This window comes from Salinicola endophyticus (assembly GCF_040536835.1).
Classification (GTDB): Bacteria; Pseudomonadota; Gammaproteobacteria; order Pseudomonadales; family Halomonadaceae; genus Salinicola; species Salinicola endophyticus_A.
In genome coordinates this window covers 3,672,009-3,691,367 of record NZ_CP159578.1, presented here as the reverse complement: position 1 = coordinate 3,691,367, position 19,359 = coordinate 3,672,009, and the positions used below count along the sequence as shown (strand labels likewise).

Here is a 19,359-nt window from a genome sequence, read left to right as displayed (position 1 = left end):
TCATCGACGAAACTCTGAGAGGCGTTTGAATGCGTGCTCATGAGCGTACCTTCAAGCTGGACCTGAAATGGCGAGCCATGCTGCTCACCAGCTTTCTGCTTTTAGGTTTGACGATTCTGATCGTGTGGGTGAGCAATCGGGCGTTGATGGACCAGTTCGCTGATGCCCGCCGCGATTTCTACGATCGTCAACGTCAGGAAGTCCATTTCAATATTCAGCGCTCCGCGGATGCCATGCGGCAGATGGCGAGTCTGGTGGCTGCTTCCGAACCCCTGGGTAACGCGCTGCTGCATGCAGACACAGAGCGTGCCAGCCTTGCGCTCCGTGCGCTGTGGCCAACACTGCAGTTGGATGCAGGTGTGGATGAGGTCATCGTCTACGACCGCAGCCTGAACGTGATCACGAGTACCGGTAGAGAGAGTTCCGCAGCACCTACCCCCATCGATCGTGTCTGGCTGCGCGGCGTTCTGGCCCGTGAAGAGCCGGCCGATCGGTTGAGATGCCGGCAATCGTGCCAGCAGTACGAGGCGGTGCCTGTCCTGGCCGAGGGGACAGATGCCGGGGTGGTCGTTCTCTCGCGTTCGCTGGCCGACGTGACGCGCTATGTGCAGATGAGCTCTGGGAGTGAGGTCGCCCTGCTGGTGCGTCAGGAGGGCGGCGCAGGTGGTAAGCGTTTTCTACCGCGCTGGGATGCCCTCCTCACTGCCTTGACCCATGAGGCCGAGCTGCTCCCCTTCATCAAGGCACTCACGCAACAGTACGCTTGGGAGACGATCGAGGGCAGATCTCTGAGTTACTCGCAGGACGGCCGGACCTATGAGCTGTCGACGATACCCATCGCGGGTACTGATAGTGGAAGTGATACGCGGGGAAGTTTTCTGCTGGTATCGGACGTGACCACGCAGATGGAGAGCATTGCTAGCACCACCAACACCATTCTGCTGATCTCTCTAGGGGGCTGGCTGGCGGCGGAATGTATCCTTTACTTGATCCTTCGCTATCGCATGGATCAGTTGCGGGCGATCAGCCGCAAGCTCCCGCTGCTCGCCGATCGGCAGTACTACGTCATGCGTCAGGGGCGACAGGCGCGCAGGTCATTGTTCGTCGACGAGATCGATACACTGGAGAAGACGGCGATCGATCTCGAAATACAACTCGAAGGTCTCGAAAAGGAGGTCAGCAAACGCGGGAGCGAACTCGAGACCCGAGTACGGGAACTGGCCCGAGAGCGTGACTTCATCAGTGGACTCATGAATACCGCAGAGGTGCTGGTCGTCACGCACCGCCGGGATGGCCGCATGACGCTGGTCAATCGATTCTGCCAGGTGATGACGGGATTGGATGAGCAGGCGCTCAAGCAACGCAGTTTCCCGGCCACCTTTGCGGTCGAGCGCTTCGATGAGGAGGAGATATTCGCGCATGGCAGCCAGCAGGAAAGTACGTTCGTTGCTGTCGATGGCACCAAGCGAACGATCGTCTGGTATCACACCCCGTTGAGAACGGAGGAAGGGGGCTCCGAGGTCATCTCTGTCGGCGTCGATATCACCGAGAGAAAAACGGCTGAAAATCAATTGTCCTGGCTGGCCAACCGCGACCCGCTCACAGAGCTCTACAATCGACGTTTCTTCGAGGATGCATTGCGCCGCGCCGTGGTCACGGGTCACTTCGGTGCCGTGCTCTATCTCGATCTCGATCGATTCAAGGACGTCAACGAGCTAAGCGGCCACCATTCCGGAGACCGGCTGCTGCGGACCGTGGCAGCGACGCTGGCAGAGCTCAACCTAGGCAGCATCGTGGCTCGCCTGGGAGGCGATGAGTTTGCCGTGCTCATGGAGCACGCCTCTGCGGATCTAGCGATCGAACGCGCCAAACAGATTGCTGAGGAGTTGGAGCATCGCAGTCTGCACGTGGACGGTCGCACCCACCGCGCCAGTGCCAGTATCGGTATTGCGCTCTATCCCGATAACGGCGACAGTCCCGATGAGCTTATGGCCAATGCCGACTACGCGATGTATCGCGCCAAAGAGGACGCTACCCAACGCTGGCATTTGCTGACGCCGGATCAGCAGGGGCGTGAAGATTTGAAAAATCGTGTCTTTTGGATCGAAAGGATTCGCAATGCACTGCTGCATGACCAGTTCGAATTGCTGGTTCAGCCTATCTTTCGATTGAAAGATCTCACTATTCAGCATTACGAAGCGCTGCTGCGTATGCGCCAGGAAGATGGGGGTTATTTATCGCCGGGCGCTTTCATCCCCGTTGCCGAGCGCACGGGTCAGATCGTTGCCATCGATAGATGGGTGCTTTCCCACGGTATCGCACTGCTGTCACGCCGATCAGACGAAGTCATCAATCTGGCTGTCAACCTCTCCGGGCAGTCTCTCAATGACCGGACATTGACAACCTTCCTGCGTGAAGAGTTTGATAAGTGGCAGGTGAAGCCCCACCGCTTGGTGGTAGAAGTCACCGAAACGGCGGCTGTGACCGATTTTACCTCGGCAAGAGGTGTGCTAGAAGAAATCAGACGCTTGGGCTGCCAGGTGGCACTCGATGATTTTGGCGTTGGCTTCAGCAGTTTCTACTACCTGGGGCAGCTACCGTCGGACTATATCAAGATAGATGGGTCATTCATTACCACGCTGTTGGACAGCGAGGAGAGTCGGCTGATCGTCAAAGCCATCGCCGATATTGCTCGGGGGTTGGGCAAGAAAACGGTCGCCGAGTTTGTTGATAAATCTTCTATTCTACCCTTCTTGGCTAATTATAATATCGACTACGCTCAGGGGTTTTATTTTGGTAAACCAATGCTTGCTCGCGACGCAGGATTTGGATGAGCTCTCGCAGCCTCGCTCGATCGCTGGTGTGACGGACGCATTGCTGACGATTTTTCACTTCAGACTGGCACTGTCCGAAGACGACAAGCGGTGTGCCTTTCAGCTCCGTCATCGGGTGTTTTGCGAAGAGCTCGGGTTTTTCAGCATCGATCAGCACGATCGCGTCGAGAGGGACGCATTCGATGACAATGCCCTGCACTGTCTCGTGGCGCATCGCGAAACAGGGATAATCGTCGGATGTTTGCGGGTGGTCAAGGCGACTGGGGATGATGGCGAGGCGGTCATTCTACCCGTCGAGGAGCACTGTTCGCATTTAGGCATCACTATCGATATGGGAGACGTTCCACTCTCCAGGACGCACCTCTGCGAAATATCGCGTGTCGCCATTCCCTACTATTTTCGCACTGGTGGTGGGAGTGGGAGTGCATCGGCGCAGGAGAAGCAGCTGCTGCAACAACACGGTCGTCAGACGTTCATGACCCTCGGTATTGGTCTGAACCTATGCGCTACCGCCCTGAGTGGTCTGCTTGACCGTCCTCACGTTCTAGCGATGATCGAGCCACGCTTTCAGCGCCTGCTGGCCAGGGCCGGGCTGCGTTTCGCCCAGGTGAGCCCGACCGTCGAGCTGCTCGGTGTGCGGGCGGCGTTCTATATCGACCAGCGACGTGCCGAGCGCGAACTCAGCCAGACCTTTCAGCCGCTCTACGCGGCGCTCTACCACGAGCTGGAGCAGCAGTATCGTCTGACTCGCACCGCTAGTTGACTGGCCCCTACCGCCGCGCGCCCCGGCGTAGCACGGCTACTCCAGGGCTTGCCGGTCGCGTCGCGATCAGAGTGCCTCGGCGATTGCCCGGCCCAGGCTTTCGGTGGTGCCCTGGCCCTTGATGTCCGGGGTGAGCAGCGTGCGGTCGTCGCTGGCCAGTACGCGTTCGATGGCGCTGACGATGGCGGCGCCGGCGGCATCGTGCCCCAGATGCTCGAGCATCATCGCGCCGCACCAGATCTGGCCGATCGGGTTGGCAATGCCCTGGCCGGCGATATCCGGGGCGCTGCCGTGGACCGGCTCGAACAGGCTGGGGAACTTGCCCTCGGGATTGATGTTGGCCGAGGGCGCAATGCCGATGGTGCCGGTACAGGCCGGGCCGAGGTCGGAGAGGATGTCGCCGAACAGGTTGCTGGCGACGACGACGTCGAACCAGTCCGGGTGCAGGACGAAATTGGCGGTCAGGATATCGATATGAAACTGATCCACGCCGATTTCGGGGTAGTGCGACGCCATCGCCTTCACCCGTTCGTCCCAGTAGGGCATGGTGATCGAGATGCCGTTGGACTTGGTCGCCGAGGTCAGCTTCTTGCGTGGGCGGCTCTGGGCCAGCTCGAAAGCGTACTTGAGCACCCGGTCCACCCCGGTACGCGTCATCACCGTCTCCTGCATCACCGTCTCGCGCTCGGTGCCCTCGAAGATCTTGCCGCCGATGCTCGAGTACTCGCCCTCGGTGTTCTCGCGCACCACGTAGAAGTCGATGTCGCCGGGGTGGCGGTCCGCCAGCGGGCTCTTGATGCCCGGCATCAGCCGGCAGGGGCGCAGGTTGATGTACTGGTCGAAATGGCGCCGGAACTGCAGCAGCGAGCCCCACAGCGAGATATGGTCGGGTACCTTCTCCGGCCAGCCCACTGCGCCGTAGAAGATGGCGTCGAACCGCGACAGGGTGTCGAACCAGTCGTCCGGCAGCATCTGGCCGTGTTCGAGGTAGTAGTCGCAGCTACCGAATGCGAACGTCTCGAACTCGAGCGCGATATCGAAGCGGCGGGCGGCGGCCTCGAGCACGCGCAGGCCTTCAGGCACCACTTCTGTACCGATGCCGTCGCCGGGGATGACGGCGATGCGATGGGTCTGGCTGGCCATGGGGATTACCTCATGAAGTCGATGAGATGACGGAGCACGCCAGCGGGCGCCTCCTCGGGTAGATAGTGGCCGCAGGGCAGGGCCTCGCCGTCGACCTCGGCGACGGAGACCGCGCGCCATTCGGCCAAGGCGTCGAAGCAGCGCTCGATCACGCCGTGTGCACCCCACAGCACCCGTAGCGGGCGGGTGAGGTGGCGCCCGGCAGTGCGGTCGGCGCGGTCGTGTTCGAGATCGATGCCGCGGGCGGCACGATAGTCCTCGCACAGCCCGTGGGCGGCGCCGGGCAGGGCGAGACAGCGTTGGTACTCGGCAATGGCGGCGGGGTCGAACGGCGCCAGCCCCGCGTGGCGGCTGCCCATGATGCGGGTGACGTACTCAGCCGGTGCGGCTTCGATCCACGACTCCGGCAGCGGCGCCGGCTGGATCAGGAAGAACCAGTGCCAGTAGGCGGTGGCGAAAGTGAGATCGGTCGCCTCGTACATCGCCAGGGTCGGTGCGATATCCAGCACCATCAGCTTGCGTACCCGCTCGGGATGGTCGAGCGCTAGACGATGGGCGACCCGGCCACCGCGGTCATGCCCGCACAGAAAGAAGCTGTCGAAGCCGAGCTTATCCATGACCGCGACCTGATCGGCGGCCATGCGGCGCTTGCTGTAGTTGGCGTGTTGCGGCTCGCCCGGTGGCTTGCTGGCATCGCCGTAGCCACGCAGGTCGGTGGCGACGACGGTGTAATGCTCGGCCAGCGCCGGTGCCAGGCGATGCCAGATGACGTGGGTCTGCGGATGGCCATGCAGCAGCAGGAGCGGCGGACCCGAGCCGCCGATCACGCCGGTAATGGAGACATTCGCGGCGACTTCGATGGTGGCGTGTTCGAATCCTGGGAACATGTTCTCTCCTCGCGCTGCCTGTCTGCAGAGACGCCTGCAGTGTAGGCCCTCTCGCCATGGCGATAATCGGGCTATCATGCAATCCATTGTTGAATACAGGTGGAGAATGGCGTGGCGGCGCTCGACGATCTGGCCTTTTTCCAGCATATCGCCCGGGCGCGCAGCCTGACCGGGGCGGCGCGCGAGCTGGGGGTATCTCTCTCTGCGGTCAGCAAGCGGCTGCAGCAGTTGGAGCTGCGGCTGGGCGTGGCGCTGGCGATCCGCACCACTCGGCGCCTGACGCTCACCCCGGAGGGGGAGCGCTATCTACAGCGCGGTGCGCTGATCCTCGACGATCTCGGCGAGCTCGAGAATTCGCTGCGCGAGCAGGGCTCGGCGCTGAGCGGGCGACTGCACGTCAATGCCACCTTCGGCTTCGGCCGGCGCCATGTGGCGCCGCTGCTGTCGCGCTTCGCCGCCTGCCATCCCCAACTCTCACTGCAGCTGGAACTGAGCAACTTCCCCCGCGGGCTCGATGCCCAGGGCATGGATATCCACATCCGAGTGGGTGAGCCGCCGGATGCACGCTGGGTTGCCCGGCGGCTGCTCGCCAACCGTCGCATCCTGTGTGCGGCCCCGGCCTATGTGGCCAGCCGGCCACCGCTGCGCACACCGGAAGATCTGGCCCAGCACGACTGCCTGGTGATCCGCGAGAACGATACCGACTATGCGTTGTGGCGCTTCGAGACCAAGGCCGACCCGCATGAGCAGCGTACGGTGCGCGTGCACGGCCGGCTGTCGAGCAACGACGGCGAGGCGATGACCCGGCTGGCGCGTGATGGCCACGGTGTGCTGCTGCGCTCCTGGTGGGACGTGCATGGGCTGCTCGCACGCGGGGAGTTGGTCGAGCTGCTGCCCGAGTGGCGCGGCGTGGCCGCGGACTTCCACCTGCTTTACAGCGCGCGTGCGCGAGAGAGCCTGCGGGTCAAACGCTTCGCCGAGTTCATGGTGGCGGAGATGGCGGGGCGGGTGCCGCCGCTACCCTAGCTTGGGTACGACGCGTACCGGCATGCTGCGACTTGCCGTGCGGCGCCCGGGGGTGGCCCGGAAAAAAGCCAGACAAAAAAATGCCCACCAGGGGATGGTGGGCAAATAAGGGATCATTCAAGGGAACACTGACTCAGAGTGCCCGTGTGAGGGATAGTTCCCGGCGTGTCCCCAAAAAATCTCGAAAAAATGTAACGCTTTTTTGCCGTGATGGCGGAGCGCGCTCGGCGCTCCGGCCGGTGCGGCCTCAGCCAGCGTGGATCACAGCGAGAACGCTGCCTTCACCGCCGGCCAGGCGGGCTCGCCGGCGGTGGTCTCGACGCCCTTCAGCATCGTCTGTACCTCTTCTGGATGCGCGGTGATCCACGCCTTGGCCACCGCCTGCTGTGACTCCCCGACCTGGCCGTACTGCTGGATCATCCAGCTCTGCTCGGCCGAGGAGAAGGTGAACTGATCGAAGAAGGTCACCAGGTTGGGATGCGCGTCGGCATATTTGCTGGCCATCAGCGTGCGCACGTCGCTGGCGCCGTTGCCCTTGCCGAACAGATTCTTGCTGTCGCTGAGGTAGTGCATGGGAAACTCGAGGTTCATCCAGTGCGGCTTCCAGCCGACCCACACGATCGGCTCGTGGTTGTCGATGTGGCTCTTGACCGCGCTGAGCATGCCTACCGTGCTGGTGTCGACCAGCGTCCAGTCACCCAACCCCCAGGTGTCGGCGTCGATCGCCTTGTGTAGGATCTCGCTCGCCGCCGAGCCGGCACCGAAACCGTAGATCTCGCCGCCGAATTCGTCGCGATGGGCATCGAGGTCGGCGAACGAGGTGATGCCGCTCTCGTAGACATACTCGGGCACCGCCAGTGTCATCTGCGCGCCGGTCACGTTGGTGGCCAGGCGGCGCACGCTGCCCTTCTCCTCCAGCGGCGCCAGCATCGGCTGCTGGGCCGGCAGCCAGGCCCCCAGAAAGACATCGACGTCACCGCTGTCCATACCCTGGTAGATGACCTGCAGCCCGATCTCCTGAGCCTTCGGATGATAGCCAAGCGTGCTCAGCAACTGGCTGGCGATCTCGGTCTTGACGCTGATACCGGGCCAGGCGGGCGCGCCGAAGACGATACTGTCGTCCGCGGCCTGGGCCGTCGGCATGGCGCTCAGACTCAGGCCGGCGCTCAGCAGCAGGGCGGGCAGGGTGGTCGCATATCTCATTGTCATTCTCCTTGATAGCGGGTAAGGGCTAGCGGTGGTGCGGTCTCTCAGCGTGTCAGCACGCGCAGATGTGACTGCAGCATGTCGAGGTCGAGATAAGTGCCCTGCAGGTGGCGCTTGCCGGTGTTGGGGTCGAAGGCGTGACGCCCGTGCAGCACGCGACGGTTGTCGAAAGCCACCATCTGCCCCGGCGCCAGGCTCAGTTCGACCCGGCGCTGCGGCTCGCGCAGGAGCTGCCAGAAAGCGTGGTAGGCATCGTACCAGGCGTCGATCTGCGCCAGCGGCAGGCTCAGGGTATCGCGAATCCAGTTGTTGAAGCGGATTTCGCGCGGCTCACCGGCGGCATCCAGGTCGATGACCGGCTGGCGCACGGCGATATCGTGACCTTCGTCCTGGAAACGGAAGTCGATCGGCGTCTCGCTGAGCACCCGAAACGCCTGCGGGTCACGCTGACGCAGCTCGCGCGCCGCGGCAAAGCCGTCGGTGAAACTCGATTCGCCACCTTCAGCGTCGTTCTCCAGGCAGTAGAGCAGCTGGATGTCCGGCGGCTGACGCCAGTTGGGCAGATCGGTGTGCAGCTCCAGGCCGATCGCGGTATAGGCCGCGTTGTTCGGATTGGGCACCGAGCGCACATCGAAGCGGGCGCCGAAGTTGGTGGCGCGCTGGGGACCGATGTGTTCGGCGATGCGAGAGACCGTCTCCCGCTCGCGCGGGCCGTCGTCGAGCAGCACCAGGCCGTCGCGCAGCAGCGCCTCGATCCAGCGGCGGCGCCCGGCCTGGCTGTCGTCGAAGTCGGCATAGGCCACGTGGCGCGGCGCGAAGCCGGGCTGCCACGGCTCGGCGCGGGGCAGCAGGGTGTCCCGCGCTTGGCCGGGACGGCGCTGATGCAGCCAGCCGGCATCGAAGCGCGAACGATGGCCGTCGGCCCAGATCAGGCTCAGGCAGTCGGCGGCAACCTCCAGCTCGGCCACCGCATCGTCGTTGCCCAGACGCGCCCACAGCGGGTCGTCGAGCAGCGAGTAGAGCCGCTCTCGGGTCAGCGGGTGGCGGCACGCCGAGCAAGCGCAGTGATCGCGCAGCCAGCGCTGGGGGAACTCGCCTTGACTGCCGTCGGCCCAGGTCAGCACCACTCGCCGTGACTGCCGCCTGGCCTCCACCAGCGCGACGTCGGGCGCGCCCTCGCCCTGGCGATAGCGGCGCAGCTCGGCCATCTCGATGCGCGTGTCGGCGCTCTGGGCAGAAGCGGTGTGGAAGGCATTACCGGATGACAAGACTCGAACTCCCGATGGCGAGGCCATCTCTAGCAGGCGAATGACAGATGAGCGGATAACCGCTGGGCGAGGGGGAGACGCGCGTAGACGCCTCGCGTCTCGCGGTATCGTTACAGAATGCGGATGGCGGCGAAGGGTGACAAACGATTAATCTATCGGCTAAGGCCAAGCTGAGCTAATGCCGGGCTTATTTCGGAAACCGTGTAGGCTGTGTCCGACATCGTCCGCCAGTCGGCGCTTAGGTTCTGCGCGAAAAGTCAGCGAGCGAAGGCAAGACAAGGCAAAAATTGGCGAAAACGGACCGGGCTGGCGCTCCAGTTTACGGGGTGTAAATGAGCATTTTGACCGGGCTGGCGCTCCAGCCGATTTTTAACGCCGTATTGCCGAGCGCAGGTAGTTTTCGTACAAAACCTAGGGCCACTTCTCGACCACAGACCCCGCAGAGAGTCACTATGTCCCAGCTACCCCCGGTGCTCTGGCTACACGCGTTCGAGGCGGCTGCGCGCACGCTCAGCTTCACCGCCGCGGGGCGTGAGCTGGGGGTCACCCAGTCGGCGATCAGTCAGCGCATTCGGCTGCTCGAGGATCGTGTCGGGCAGCCGCTGTTCGTGCGCCACCCGCGCAGCCTGGCGCTCACGCCGGCCGGGCGCGCCTGGCTGCCCAGCGTGCAGGACGCCTTCGCGCGGCTGGCCGAAGGCACCGCCGAGGTGTTCGGTCCCAGTCCCGATGCGCCGATCACCCTGCGCGCCACGCCGGCACTGCAGCAGACCTGGCTGGCGCCGCGCCTGCTGCGCTTCCAGCAGGCGCATCCGCAGGTCACCCTGCGCCTGGTGAGCGCGATCTGGGCGGATGACTTCGGTGCCGAAGGGGTGGATATGGAGCTGCGCTACGGCCACGGCGAATGGCCCGACCTCACCGCGCAGTGCCTGGGGGAAGAACGCCTGCTGCCGGTGTGCAGCGCGGCGCTGGCGCAGCGCCTGGGCGAGCCCGCCGACCTGGCCGGCGAGACGCTGCTGCACGCCGCGGGGTTCGCCGCCGGCTGGCCGAGCTGGCTGGCCCTGGCAGGTGTCGCCGGGCTCGAGCAGCGCTGCCGGGCGATGATCTGCGATACCCACGTGACCACCCTGGCGCTGGCCGGATACGGCGGCGGGATCGCGCTTTCGCATCGGCGCCTGCTCGAGGCGAGCCGCGACCTGGTGGCGCCCTTCGCCCTGGACATGGCCACCGACGAAGCGTTCTGGCTGGTACGCCCGGCCAGTCGCCAGCTGCGCGCCCCGGCGGCGGCGCTGTGGGACTGGCTGCTGGCGGACCACTGAGCCGAGCCGGCCACGGCCCAGGTGGGCTATGCTGAAGACCTTTCCCGCCAACTTCGAGGTGGAGCATGTCCAAGATATCGCGATCCCGCCGTCCGCTGGCCAAGGCGGCGCTGACGCTCGGCCTGGCCCTGATGACGGCGCTGCCCGCGGCCGGCGTCGCGTTGGCGCAGGGTGTCACCGGGGTCGACCCGCACACCGGCAAGCGCGTGTATCTGCCCGACAACAACCACGACGGGCGCGCAGACTACGTGCCGCGGCGCCTGGAGATTCAGGTGGTGCCGGGCATCAACACCGCACCCAATCCGCCGCCGGTGCGTGACGACTCGGCCGGTGGCACGATCTGCCACGGCCGCGACGGCGGTACTACCATCTCCACCGCGCGACGGGTCTGCGATCCCGATGCGCCGAGCGGCGATGGCGGGCCGGGCGCCAGCTCGACCACCACTCGCTCGACTACCACGACGACCACCACGACCACGCGCTCCACGCCGACACGTCCCTCTTCCGGCTCCTCCACCCGGGTCGATTGAGGCGCTTGCCGGCGTGCGGCAGGCGACGCTGCGAGCCGGCCGCGTCGGTGACTGGCTGATCGGTGGTTGGCTGATCAGTGGCTGGCGAAGTAGCGCGTGAAGGCGTCCACTACCTGATCGATATCCGCCTCGGAGACATCGCGGTGGGTGACGAAGCGCGGTGCGTAGAGCGCGCCGACCAGGATATCGCGCGCTTTCAGCCAGGCGTGCAGGTGCTCGGGGTCGAGGGCGTCGCCGCGGGTGAAGCGCACGAACACCATATTGGTCGACTGTGAGGTCACTTCGATGCCATCGATGGCGTCGAGCCCCGCCGCCAGACGCTCGGCCTTGGCATGATCCGCGGCCAGTGCCGGCAGATGATGCGTCAGCGCATACTCGCAGGCCGCCGCCAGCAGCCCCACCTGGCGCATGCCGCCGCCCACCACCTTACGCCAGCGCCGGGCCTGGTCGATCAGTGCCTGGCTACCCACCAGCACCGAACCGGCCGGCGCGCCAAGCCCTTTGGAGCAGCAGATCGAGACGCTGTCGAAGGGCGCGCACAGCGCTTCCAGGGTCGAGCCGCTGGCGATCACGGCATTGCCCACGCGCGCACCGTCGAGATGAGTGGCGAGGCCATGGCGTCGCGCCAGCGCGGTGGCCTGATGCACGTAGTCGGCATCCAGCACTTGGCCGTGGAAGGTGTTCTCCAGCGCCAGCAGTCGGGTGCGGGCGAAGTGCGGGTCGACCGGCTTGATCGCGGCGGCGATCTTCTCCAGCGGCAGGCTGCCGTCGGCGGCGTTGTCGATCGGCTGCGGCTGAATGCTGCCCAGTACCGCCGCGCCGCCGCCCTCGTAGCGATAGGTGTGTGCCTGCTGACCGACGAGATATTCGTCGCCACGCTGGCAGTGGCTCATCAGCGCGACCAGATTGCTCTGGGTGCCGGAGGGGAAGAACAGCGCCGCCTCCTTGCCGGTCTGGTCGGCGGCGTAGCGCTCCAGCTGATGGACGCTGGGGTCGTCGCCCCAGACGTCGTCACCCAGGGGGGCGTCGAACATCACCCGGCGCATCTCGGCGCTGGGGCGGGTCACGGTATCGCTGCGTAAATCGATCATGGAAGCGCCTTTGAGGTGTCGTTGCAGAGGGTCGTGGTTGAGGGTCGCTTCGGCCAGGCGTCGGGTCGAGCGTCGCTCACGCCGGCGGCGATGCCGGGGCGAGCGCCATCAGCAGTGGTGAGCCGGCGAGCGCCTGCTGCAGGCGAGTCGCGAGAATCTCGACGATGGCGTCGTTCTCGCCCACCAGCCGTGTCGTGACCACGTTCAGGCCGGGGGCGCGCGCCATCGCCTGGGTGCAGATCTCGTCGATGTCGCCCCCTTCGCCGGCGTGGCGGCCCGGGGAGAGAAACAGCATCGCGAGGATCACGTCACCCTCGGCCAGCGCGGGCGAGGCCAGCAGGTCTTCCAGCAGCGGCTCGTTGAAGCGGTAGGCGTCGCCCTCGCGGCGCTCCATCGAGGCGAACGTCACACACGCGACCTCGTCGGCCAGCAGCGCGCTCAGTTGCCCGCTGAGGTAGTTGCGCACCGCCGTCACCTCGGGGATCGGGCTGCCGTGGTCGACCAGCACGACACTGGGCTTGGACTGGCCCGTCATGCATTCGCGCACGTTGTCGGCGAGGAGCCGTGCCAGGCGCAAATCCGGCGCCAGCAGCGTATCCACCAGCGGCGGGGCGACCTTCACCGCCAGCCCGGGGTAGTTGGCCTGCACCTCGGCCAGCCGCTCCGGCAGGTAGCGGGTCAGCGCCTGGCTGGGGCCGAAGAAGAAGGGCAGGATCAGCAGCTCGGTCACGCCCGCGGCGGCATGGCGTTCGGCCAGCGGCCCCAGCGAGACGGCCTTGTGCCCGCCGAGCTGCTCGGGGGGGATCTTGAACGAGTGCAGCAGCGACGCGGCCTCGACCGCCTCGCCACTGACCTGGCTCAGGGCTGCGGCGAGCCGGCGCAGATTGAGCGTGGCAGCAGGGCGCAGGGAGCCGTTGTCGACGAGTAGAATCTTTCGCATGGGGCCTCGATAGGGTAACGGCAGAGCCAATCGCTGAATGGCTAGCATACCCGAGCGCTAGCGCTTGGCAGAACCGGGCAGACTGGCCATCGTCTCTCGGCGGTGCGTTTGTTCACGCCAGGCGCTTGGCGCATGATGCCGACGCCTACCGGGTCGATTGAACCAACAAGGAGAGCATGGCATGACACAGTACGCCGTCGTGGCTCACGACTACACCGATGAAAACGCCCTCGCGCGTCGCCTGGCCAATCGCGAGGCGCACCTGGACGGTATTCGTGCGCTCTCCAGGCAGGGAAAATTCCTGAGTGGCGGGGCATTTCTGGATGAGCACGGCAAGATGATCGGCTCCAACGCGCATTTTCAGTTCGAGGATCGCGCCGCGCTCGACGCCTGGCTCGAGACCGAGCCCTATCTGACCGGCCGTGTCTGGGAGCACGTCGACATTCGCGAAGTCAAACTGTTCGACCCCAACACCTAGGGGCTTTACGAAAAGTCGGCTAGCGAAGTCAAGACAAGGCAAAAATCTATGAGAAAGCGGAGTTTACGGGGTGTAAATGAGCATTTTGAGTGGATTTTTAACGCCGTATTGCCGAGCGCAGCCAGTTTTCGTGAAGGGCCTGGGACGATGACCCAAGATCCCGCACTCCCCCAGCGCATTCGCCAACACCTGGCGGCGGTTCCCCGCGAGGCACTGCCGATCACCTATCAGCAGCTCGCCGAGGCGTTGGGCTTGCAGCCGCCGCGCACCATTCAGCGCGTCGCCCAGGCGCTGGAAGCCCTGATGCGTGAAGACGCCGAGCACGGTCGGCCCTTTATCGCCGCGCTGGTCGTCAGCCGCCGCGGGGAAGGGCTGCCCGCGCAGGGCTTCTTCGATCTTGCCGTGGAACTGGGGCGGTTCCCCGTCGATCCGGCGCGACAGGCCGGGGCTTGGCGGGAGGCGTTTGAACGCGCGATGGCAGCGAGATCGGTGTAGAGGCGATCCCAATTCCATTCGACACGCTGTCCGTCGGGCGGGGGCGGGCTATCCGACACGCGGTATCTGGCCGGCTACCGGTGGGTCGTTGGCTACCGGCGGATCGTTGATAGAGAGACGACGCCGACTGGGCGATGACCCCGGTCATCCTCAAGTTTGCGCGAAACGATTGGCCCACTTCACCGTGAGATCGAACGCACCCAGGGCATAAAAGTGGAAGCCCGCCAGGTTGCTGGCCGGATCGCGCTCCTTGGAGGCAGCCAGTGCCTTGACGATCCGGCCCGGATCCTGACCTCGCCAGCTCAGGCCTAGCAATCCTCTCAATCCGGTCATGTTCCTGTGTAGCACCTTGACCGAGGAACCGACCCCGCAAGCCATGGCGTGCTTGAGCAGGCTGGGTCCACTGGCCAGACCGTGCAGGCCGGCATGAATCGGCAACCGATTGCCTTGCTCCCGAATACGACGCTCCCAGGCAATGAAAGGGTCGGCATCGAAGAAAAACTGGGTGACGATGTAGAGCGGTATACCGGTCTCGACCGAAAAGGCATTCTTGATCGCCAAGGCACGGTCGAGCGCTTCCTGCGTCGCCTCGGGGTGACCCTCCGGGTGCCCCGCCACACCGATACGCCGTATGCCGACACGCTCGATGATACCCGACTCCAGCAGCTCGAGCGTGTTGCCGAGCTGGCCGTGAGGCGTGTCGTCGCCGCCGGCCAGCAGCAGGATCTCATCGACAGCGGTCTCTGCCACCAGTTTCGATAGCAAACGCTCGAATTCACGCTTGTCGGCCAGCCTACGGGCGGTCACATGGGGTACCGGTTTGAATCCCATGCCCTGCAATCGCTTGGCGCAAGCCAGCATCTCTGCGTGCGTATTCTTCGGGAATTGGGGAATGAAAATGCGGGTCTCCTCGGGGACGGCACCCCATTCGACCCTGTCTCCAAGTATCGCCTTCGGTGTGGCCTCTATCGAATACCCCTGGGACAGCGGGGTGAATGGCACGCAAGGCCCCTCGTTCAGCGGTGTCGTCACCGCGTCTTTGGGCTTGGCGAATGGCGCCGACATCTTGACCCTCCATCCGGCGGTTTTTTACGCTATTGCGTTCGAATTTTGAAATCGGCCTCAGGCGGAGGGCGGGGGACGTGTGAAACGCGTCATGGCGTCCTGCCCGAAGTAGCGCTTCAACAGGTCATAAAGCGCGGGATAGACCTCGATCAGCTGATCCGGGGCGGTGAAGAAGAGCTCGCAGCAGACCGCGAAGCACTCGCCGGGGTGGGTGGCGGCGTAGTCGTCGATCGGTGTCTCTTCGCCGCGGGCGAGGTGCGCCTGCAGGTCGTCCCACACCGCGGTGAAGATGCGATGCCACTCCTGGGCGGTGACTTCGCTCGCGGCGGCCAGCGGCGGAAAGCCGTCGACATCGTGGGAGTTGCCCAGGTCGAGCTTGTGGGCGAACTCGTGGATGATCACGTTGTAGCCGGAGTAGTCGCCGCTGGCGCCGACCTCGGGGGAGGCCAGCACCACCGGGCCGCGCCAGGAGGTCTCGCCGGCGCGCTCGTCCTCGTACTCGTGCATCACGCCGAAGTCGTCCAGCTCCTCCACCCGGCGGTGGAAGGCGTCGGCGACCAGCACGATATCGTGCACGTTGGCGAAGGCGGCGCTGGCGTCGTCGTCGCTCCAGGCCAGCGTCAGCAGACAGGCTTGGGCGGCGATCGCCAGTTGGGCGGCGAGATCGTACTCGACCTCCTCGGACGCCGCCCACTGCCAGCGGTGCAGCTGCTGCCAGGCGCGCTCACCCAGGCGTGCGGCGTCGCTGTCGTCGAGGTCGGCGAGCAGCGGCAGGCCCTGGCGTACCGCCTGCCAGCACGCCGCATCGAACGCGGGAGCACCACGCCGAATGGGCCACCAGCCCGGCCGCTTCACGCGCGCCTCTCCGTGGTGGCGTTACGCTCGCCTCGCCGCATGCCTCAGCTCTCTTCCTGACGCGCTCCGGACTTCCACGACCAGTCGCGCAGGCGCAGGTCGTAGAGGTCCAGGCGGCGATCCTTGAGGTTGGTCACCGCGCCCTCGTTGCGGACCAGCTTGAGCTTGGTCAGGTCGAGATCCGAGAACATCACCATCTCGGTGTTGGGCGTGGTCTCGGAGAGCACCGCATCGTGAGGGAAGGCGAAGTCGGAGGGCGAGAACACCGACGACTGGGCGTACTGGATGTCCAGGTTCTCGATCGAGGGCACGTTGCCGACGCTACCGCACACCACCACGTAGCACTCGTTCTCGATCGCCCGGGCCTGAGCGCAGTGGCGCACGCGCAGATAGCTGTTCTTGGTGTCGGTCCAGAACGGCACGATCAGCACGTCCATGTCCTGCTCGGCGAGCAGCCGCGGCAGCTCCGGGAACTCCACGTCGTAGCAGATCAGGATGCCCACGCGGCCGGCATCGGTCTCGAACACGCACAGCTCGTCGCCGCCCTCGACCACCCAGTCACGGCGCTCCTGAGGAGTGATATGGAGCTTGGCCTGGCGGTCGACGCTGCCATCGCGGTGGCACAGGTAAGCGACGTTGTAGAGCTTGCCGTCCTCGCCCTTCTCCACCATCGAGCCGGCAACGATATTGATGTTGTAGGAGACCGCCATGCGCGAGATCTCGTTCTTGAAGCGCTCGGTGAAGCCGGCCAGGAACTGAATCGCCGCGACCTGATCGGTCTGGTCGGTCAGCCCCATCAATGGCGTGTTGAACAGTTCCGGAAAGACCGCGAAGTCGCTCTGATAGTCGGAGATGGCGTCGACGTAGAACTCGACCTGCTTGAGGACCGACTCGACCGAGTCGAACTCGCGCATCTGCCACTGCACCGCGCCCACCCGAATCTGGGTGCGCCGGGTGTCGATCACCAGGCTGGCCGGTTCGTAGAGGATGTTGTTCCACTCCAGCAGGGTGGCGTAGCCCATCGACTTCTCGTCTTCGGGCAGATACTTCTTCAACAGCCGTTTGACCAGGAAGTCGTTGGCCAGCTGGAACGACAGGATGGGGTCGTAGAACTCCTTGCGCGCGACCCGCTCGATGTACTCCGCCGGCGACATCTCCTCGGCGTGCTGGTGATAGTTGGGGATTCGCCCGCCCGCCAGGATCGCGCGCAGGTTCATCGAGCGGCACAGGTCCTTGCGCGCTTCATACAGGCGCCGGCCGAGGCGATAGCCACGGTAGGCGGGGTCGATCAGCACGTCGAGACCGTAGAGCGCATCGCCCTCGGGTTCGTTGAGAATGATCTCGCGGTGGCCGATCAGCTCGTCGTACTTGTGCGGGTTGGAGAAGCGGTCGTAATCGACCCGCACGGTGAGCGCGACGCCGACGATCTTGTCGTCGTCCTCGATGATGATCTGGCCATCGGGGAACTCGTCGATCAGCTTGTCGATGGTGTGCTGGGACCAGGCACCGCCGATGTCGTCGTAGACGGCGTCCATCAGCCGCTTGAGCTGCGGATAATCCGCGCAGGCGAGGTTACGCAGGTTGAGATGCAGTTCTTCCAGAGACATTGAGCGGCTATCTCCATCCGGGCCAATAACGGTCGGCGCACATTGGCGTGAAAAATGGGCTTATAGAGACAAAGTCTAACACGTCGCGTTCCCCGCCGAGTGGCGTCGCTTGGGTGGGCAGAACCGGCCCGTGCCTGCGCCCTCGGCGGGTTGCCGACTTCAGAAAGGCTGTCATCTGCCGACAATAATGCAGACATTCTAATTTTTCTTCGAGCGGTGGGACGCGTGGCAGCCACGCCGCCCACCCCTGAGACCCGGTATGCAGCGATGGCGACAGATAGGGCTGGGACTGGTGCTGATGAGCATGAGTCTGGCGGCCCAGGCGTTTCATGCAAGCGACGACGGCCGCCTCACGCTGAGCGGTTTCGGCACCCTGGGGCTGGTTCACAGCGACAATTCCGATGCCGAGTTCCTGCGTGACATCGGCCAGCCCAAGGGCGCCGGAGAGGGGTGGAGTGCGCGGGTCGACAGCCTGCTAGGGGCGCAGCTCGAGTGGCGTTTCGAGCCGCGTTGGGACCTGGTGGTGCAGGGGATCAGCCGCTACCACGACAGCGGCAATTACCGCCCCGAGCTGAGCTGGGCGTTCGTGCGCTATCGCCCTGACCCCGCGCTGCAGCTGCGCGCCGGGCGTCTGGGTTGGGATGTTTTCCAGCTCGCCGATTCGCGCTACGTGGGTTACGCCTACCCCTGGGCGAGACCCCCGGTGGATCAGTTCGGCATGCTGCAGTTGACCCATATCGACGGCGCCGACATCACCTTCAAGCAGCCGCTGGGCAGCGACCTGGTGCGGCTCAAGCTCTACGCCGGGCGCTCCGAGAGCCGCATCCACGTGGTCGATGACCTGGTCGCGGACTTCGATGCCGACGCCGTCTACGGCGGACACCTCGACTACGAGCACGGCCCCTGGCGCCTGCGCACCAGCTATACCGAAGTGCGCTCGGACGTGGACTACACTGGTGGGCTGGTGAACGAGATCGACAGCCTTCAGATACCCGGGTTGGATGGCGAGCGCGAGGTCGAACGCGCGCTCGGCTTCTCGCGGCTGCGGCTGTTCTCGTTGGGGGCGCTGTATGACAGCGGCCCGCTGCAGGTACAGGCGATGTGGAACCGTAGCCGTACCGCGCGCTACCACGGCCGGATCGATTCGGCGCTGCTCTCGGTCGGTTACCGGTTGGGGCAGGTGACGCCCTATGTCGCGCACTCCCGTGCCATCACGTCTTCCACCCATCCCGACGTCACCGATATCGACCAGCGCACCTGGACCTTCGGTACGCGCTTCGACGTCGCCAGGGATATCGCACTCAAGGTGCAGCTCGATCGTATCGATACACACAGGCCTGGCTTCTTGTGGCGTGGCGACAGCGACTGGGAGGGCGGTTGGAGCTCGATCTTCAGTCTCGGGCTGGACTTCATCTTCTAGGAACCTGGGCATGATTCGCGTGCGCGCCTGTCTTCTCATAGCGCTACTGACGCTGACGCTGACGCTTCCGGCGAAGGCGGATATCGCCATCGTGGTCGAGGCCGGCAGCGGCGTCGGTCAGCTCACCCGCAGCGAGGTGGTCAATATCTTCATGGGCCGTTATCGCAAGCTGCCCAATGGCAATCCGGCGCTGCCGCTGGACGTGGCACCGCTCAAGGTGCGTTTCTATCGTGCGCTGGTGAACAAGAATCTGGCCGAGATCAACGCCTACTGGGCGCGCCTGGTCTTCTCGGGCGAGGCCTCCCCGCCGCAGCAGGTAACGACGGCCGTCGAGATGCGCCAGCTGGTGGCGCACAATCCGAGCGCCGTCGGTTATCTCGACAGCCGCGAGGTGGGTGACGATCTGCACGTCGTGCTGATACTGAGCGAGTGAGC

At 64.7% G+C, this 19,359-nt stretch carries 18 protein-coding genes; 9 read left to right on the top strand and 9 right to left on the bottom strand.

Annotated features, from left to right (window positions below):
• Positions 1-29 precede the first annotated feature (29 nt).
• Together ABV408_RS16690 and ABV408_RS16685 are read left to right on the top strand one after the other, a co-directional pair.
• Positions 30-2,834, top strand: a complete 2,805-nt coding sequence (locus ABV408_RS16690; protein WP_353980021.1) for an EAL domain-containing protein — start codon at positions 30-32, stop codon at positions 2,832-2,834.
• The gene (locus ABV408_RS16685) at positions 2,809-3,597 is read left to right on the top strand and encodes a PEP-CTERM/exosortase system-associated acyltransferase (RefSeq protein WP_353980020.1); all 789 of its coding nucleotides are present in this window, start codon (positions 2,809-2,811) and stop codon (positions 3,595-3,597) included. Before ABV408_RS16690 ends, ABV408_RS16685 begins: the two co-directional genes overlap by 26 nt.
• A gap of 66 nt (positions 3,598-3,663) precedes the next feature.
• Here the strand turns inward: ABV408_RS16685 and ABV408_RS16680 are convergent, their stop codons facing one another.
• Positions 3,664-4,740, bottom strand: coding sequence for a tartrate dehydrogenase (locus ABV408_RS16680; RefSeq protein ID WP_353980019.1), 1,077 nt, complete (start codon positions 4,738-4,740; stop codon positions 3,664-3,666).
• 5 nt (positions 4,741-4,745) lie between these two features.
• Positions 4,746-5,627 carry an alpha/beta hydrolase gene (locus tag ABV408_RS16675; protein ID WP_353980018.1) on the bottom strand — a complete coding sequence of 294 codons (882 nt, stop codon included), beginning with the start codon at positions 5,625-5,627 and terminating at the stop codon, positions 4,746-4,748.
• Positions 5,628-5,738: 111 nt separating this feature from the next.
• On the opposite strand from ABV408_RS16675, the gene ABV408_RS16670 reads away from it, so the two are divergent.
• Entirely contained in the window at positions 5,739-6,653 is a 915-nt protein-coding gene (locus tag ABV408_RS16670; RefSeq protein WP_353980017.1) for a LysR family transcriptional regulator, read from the top strand.
• Between the two features lie 261 nt (positions 6,654-6,914).
• On the opposite strand, the gene ABV408_RS16665 is transcribed toward ABV408_RS16670, so the two are convergent.
• The gene (locus tag ABV408_RS16665; RefSeq protein ID WP_353980016.1) at positions 6,915-7,856 is read right to left on the bottom strand and encodes an ABC transporter substrate-binding protein; all 942 of its coding nucleotides are present in this window, start codon (positions 7,854-7,856) and stop codon (positions 6,915-6,917) included.
• 47 nt (positions 7,857-7,903) lie between these two features.
• Positions 7,904-9,067 carry a TauD/TfdA family dioxygenase gene (locus ABV408_RS16660; RefSeq protein WP_405049949.1) on the bottom strand — a complete coding sequence of 388 codons (1,164 nt, stop codon included), beginning with the start codon at positions 9,065-9,067 and terminating at the stop codon, positions 7,904-7,906.
• A 512-nt stretch (positions 9,068-9,579) separates the two neighbouring features.
• Here ABV408_RS16660 and ABV408_RS16655 point away from each other — a divergent pair.
• Positions 9,580-10,443 (top strand): LysR substrate-binding domain-containing protein, encoded by an 864-nt coding sequence (locus ABV408_RS16655; protein WP_285950596.1) that lies wholly within the window; start codon positions 9,580-9,582, stop codon positions 10,441-10,443.
• A 65-nt stretch (positions 10,444-10,508) separates the two neighbouring features.
• Complete coding sequence (locus ABV408_RS16650) at positions 10,509-10,973, top strand: hypothetical protein (RefSeq protein WP_353980014.1); 465 nt, start codon at positions 10,509-10,511, stop codon at positions 10,971-10,973.
• 74 nt (positions 10,974-11,047) lie between these two features.
• Here ABV408_RS16650 and ltaE read toward each other — a convergent pair whose 3' ends face one another.
• A complete protein-coding gene (gene ltaE / locus ABV408_RS16645; RefSeq protein WP_353980013.1) occupies positions 11,048-12,064 on the bottom strand; it encodes a low-specificity L-threonine aldolase in 1,017 nt (338 codons plus the stop codon).
• Between the two features lie 76 nt (positions 12,065-12,140).
• Positions 12,141-13,004, bottom strand: a complete 864-nt coding sequence (locus tag ABV408_RS16640) for a cobalamin biosynthesis protein CbiX (RefSeq protein WP_353980012.1) — start codon at positions 13,002-13,004, stop codon at positions 12,141-12,143.
• Positions 13,005-13,185: 181 nt separating this feature from the next.
• Here ABV408_RS16640 and ABV408_RS16635 point away from each other — a divergent pair, with 181 nt between their 5' ends.
• A complete protein-coding gene (locus ABV408_RS16635; RefSeq protein WP_353980011.1) occupies positions 13,186-13,482 on the top strand; it encodes a YciI family protein in 297 nt (98 codons plus the stop codon).
• Between the two features lie 147 nt (positions 13,483-13,629).
• Entirely contained in the window at positions 13,630-13,977 is a 348-nt protein-coding gene (locus ABV408_RS16630) for a hypothetical protein (RefSeq protein ID WP_353980010.1), read from the top strand.
• A 150-nt stretch (positions 13,978-14,127) separates the two neighbouring features.
• Here the strand turns inward: ABV408_RS16630 and ABV408_RS16625 are convergent, their stop codons facing one another.
• From ABV408_RS16625 to ABV408_RS16615, 3 genes are read right to left on the bottom strand one after another with little or no spacing between them, the layout of a single operon-like run.
• Positions 14,128-15,042 (bottom strand): methylenetetrahydrofolate reductase, encoded by a 915-nt coding sequence (locus ABV408_RS16625; RefSeq protein WP_353980009.1) that lies wholly within the window; start codon positions 15,040-15,042, stop codon positions 14,128-14,130.
• Positions 15,043-15,099: 57 nt separating this feature from the next.
• Positions 15,100-15,897: a M90 family metallopeptidase gene (locus tag ABV408_RS16620; protein ID WP_353980008.1), complete on the bottom strand. Its 798-nt coding sequence runs from the start codon at positions 15,895-15,897 to the stop codon at positions 15,100-15,102.
• A 44-nt stretch (positions 15,898-15,941) separates the two neighbouring features.
• A complete protein-coding gene (locus tag ABV408_RS16615; RefSeq protein WP_353980007.1) occupies positions 15,942-17,504 on the bottom strand; it encodes a bifunctional GNAT family N-acetyltransferase/carbon-nitrogen hydrolase family protein in 1,563 nt (520 codons plus the stop codon).
• 259 nt (positions 17,505-17,763) lie between these two features.
• Here ABV408_RS16615 and ABV408_RS16610 point away from each other — a divergent pair, with 259 nt between their 5' ends.
• A complete protein-coding gene (locus ABV408_RS16610; protein ID WP_353980006.1) occupies positions 17,764-18,924 on the top strand; it encodes a porin in 1,161 nt (386 codons plus the stop codon).
• A 10-nt stretch (positions 18,925-18,934) separates the two neighbouring features.
• Positions 18,935-19,357 (top strand): hypothetical protein, encoded by a 423-nt coding sequence (locus ABV408_RS16605; RefSeq protein ID WP_353980005.1) that lies wholly within the window; start codon positions 18,935-18,937, stop codon positions 19,355-19,357.
• The last annotated feature ends 2 nt before the right edge of the window (positions 19,358-19,359 follow it).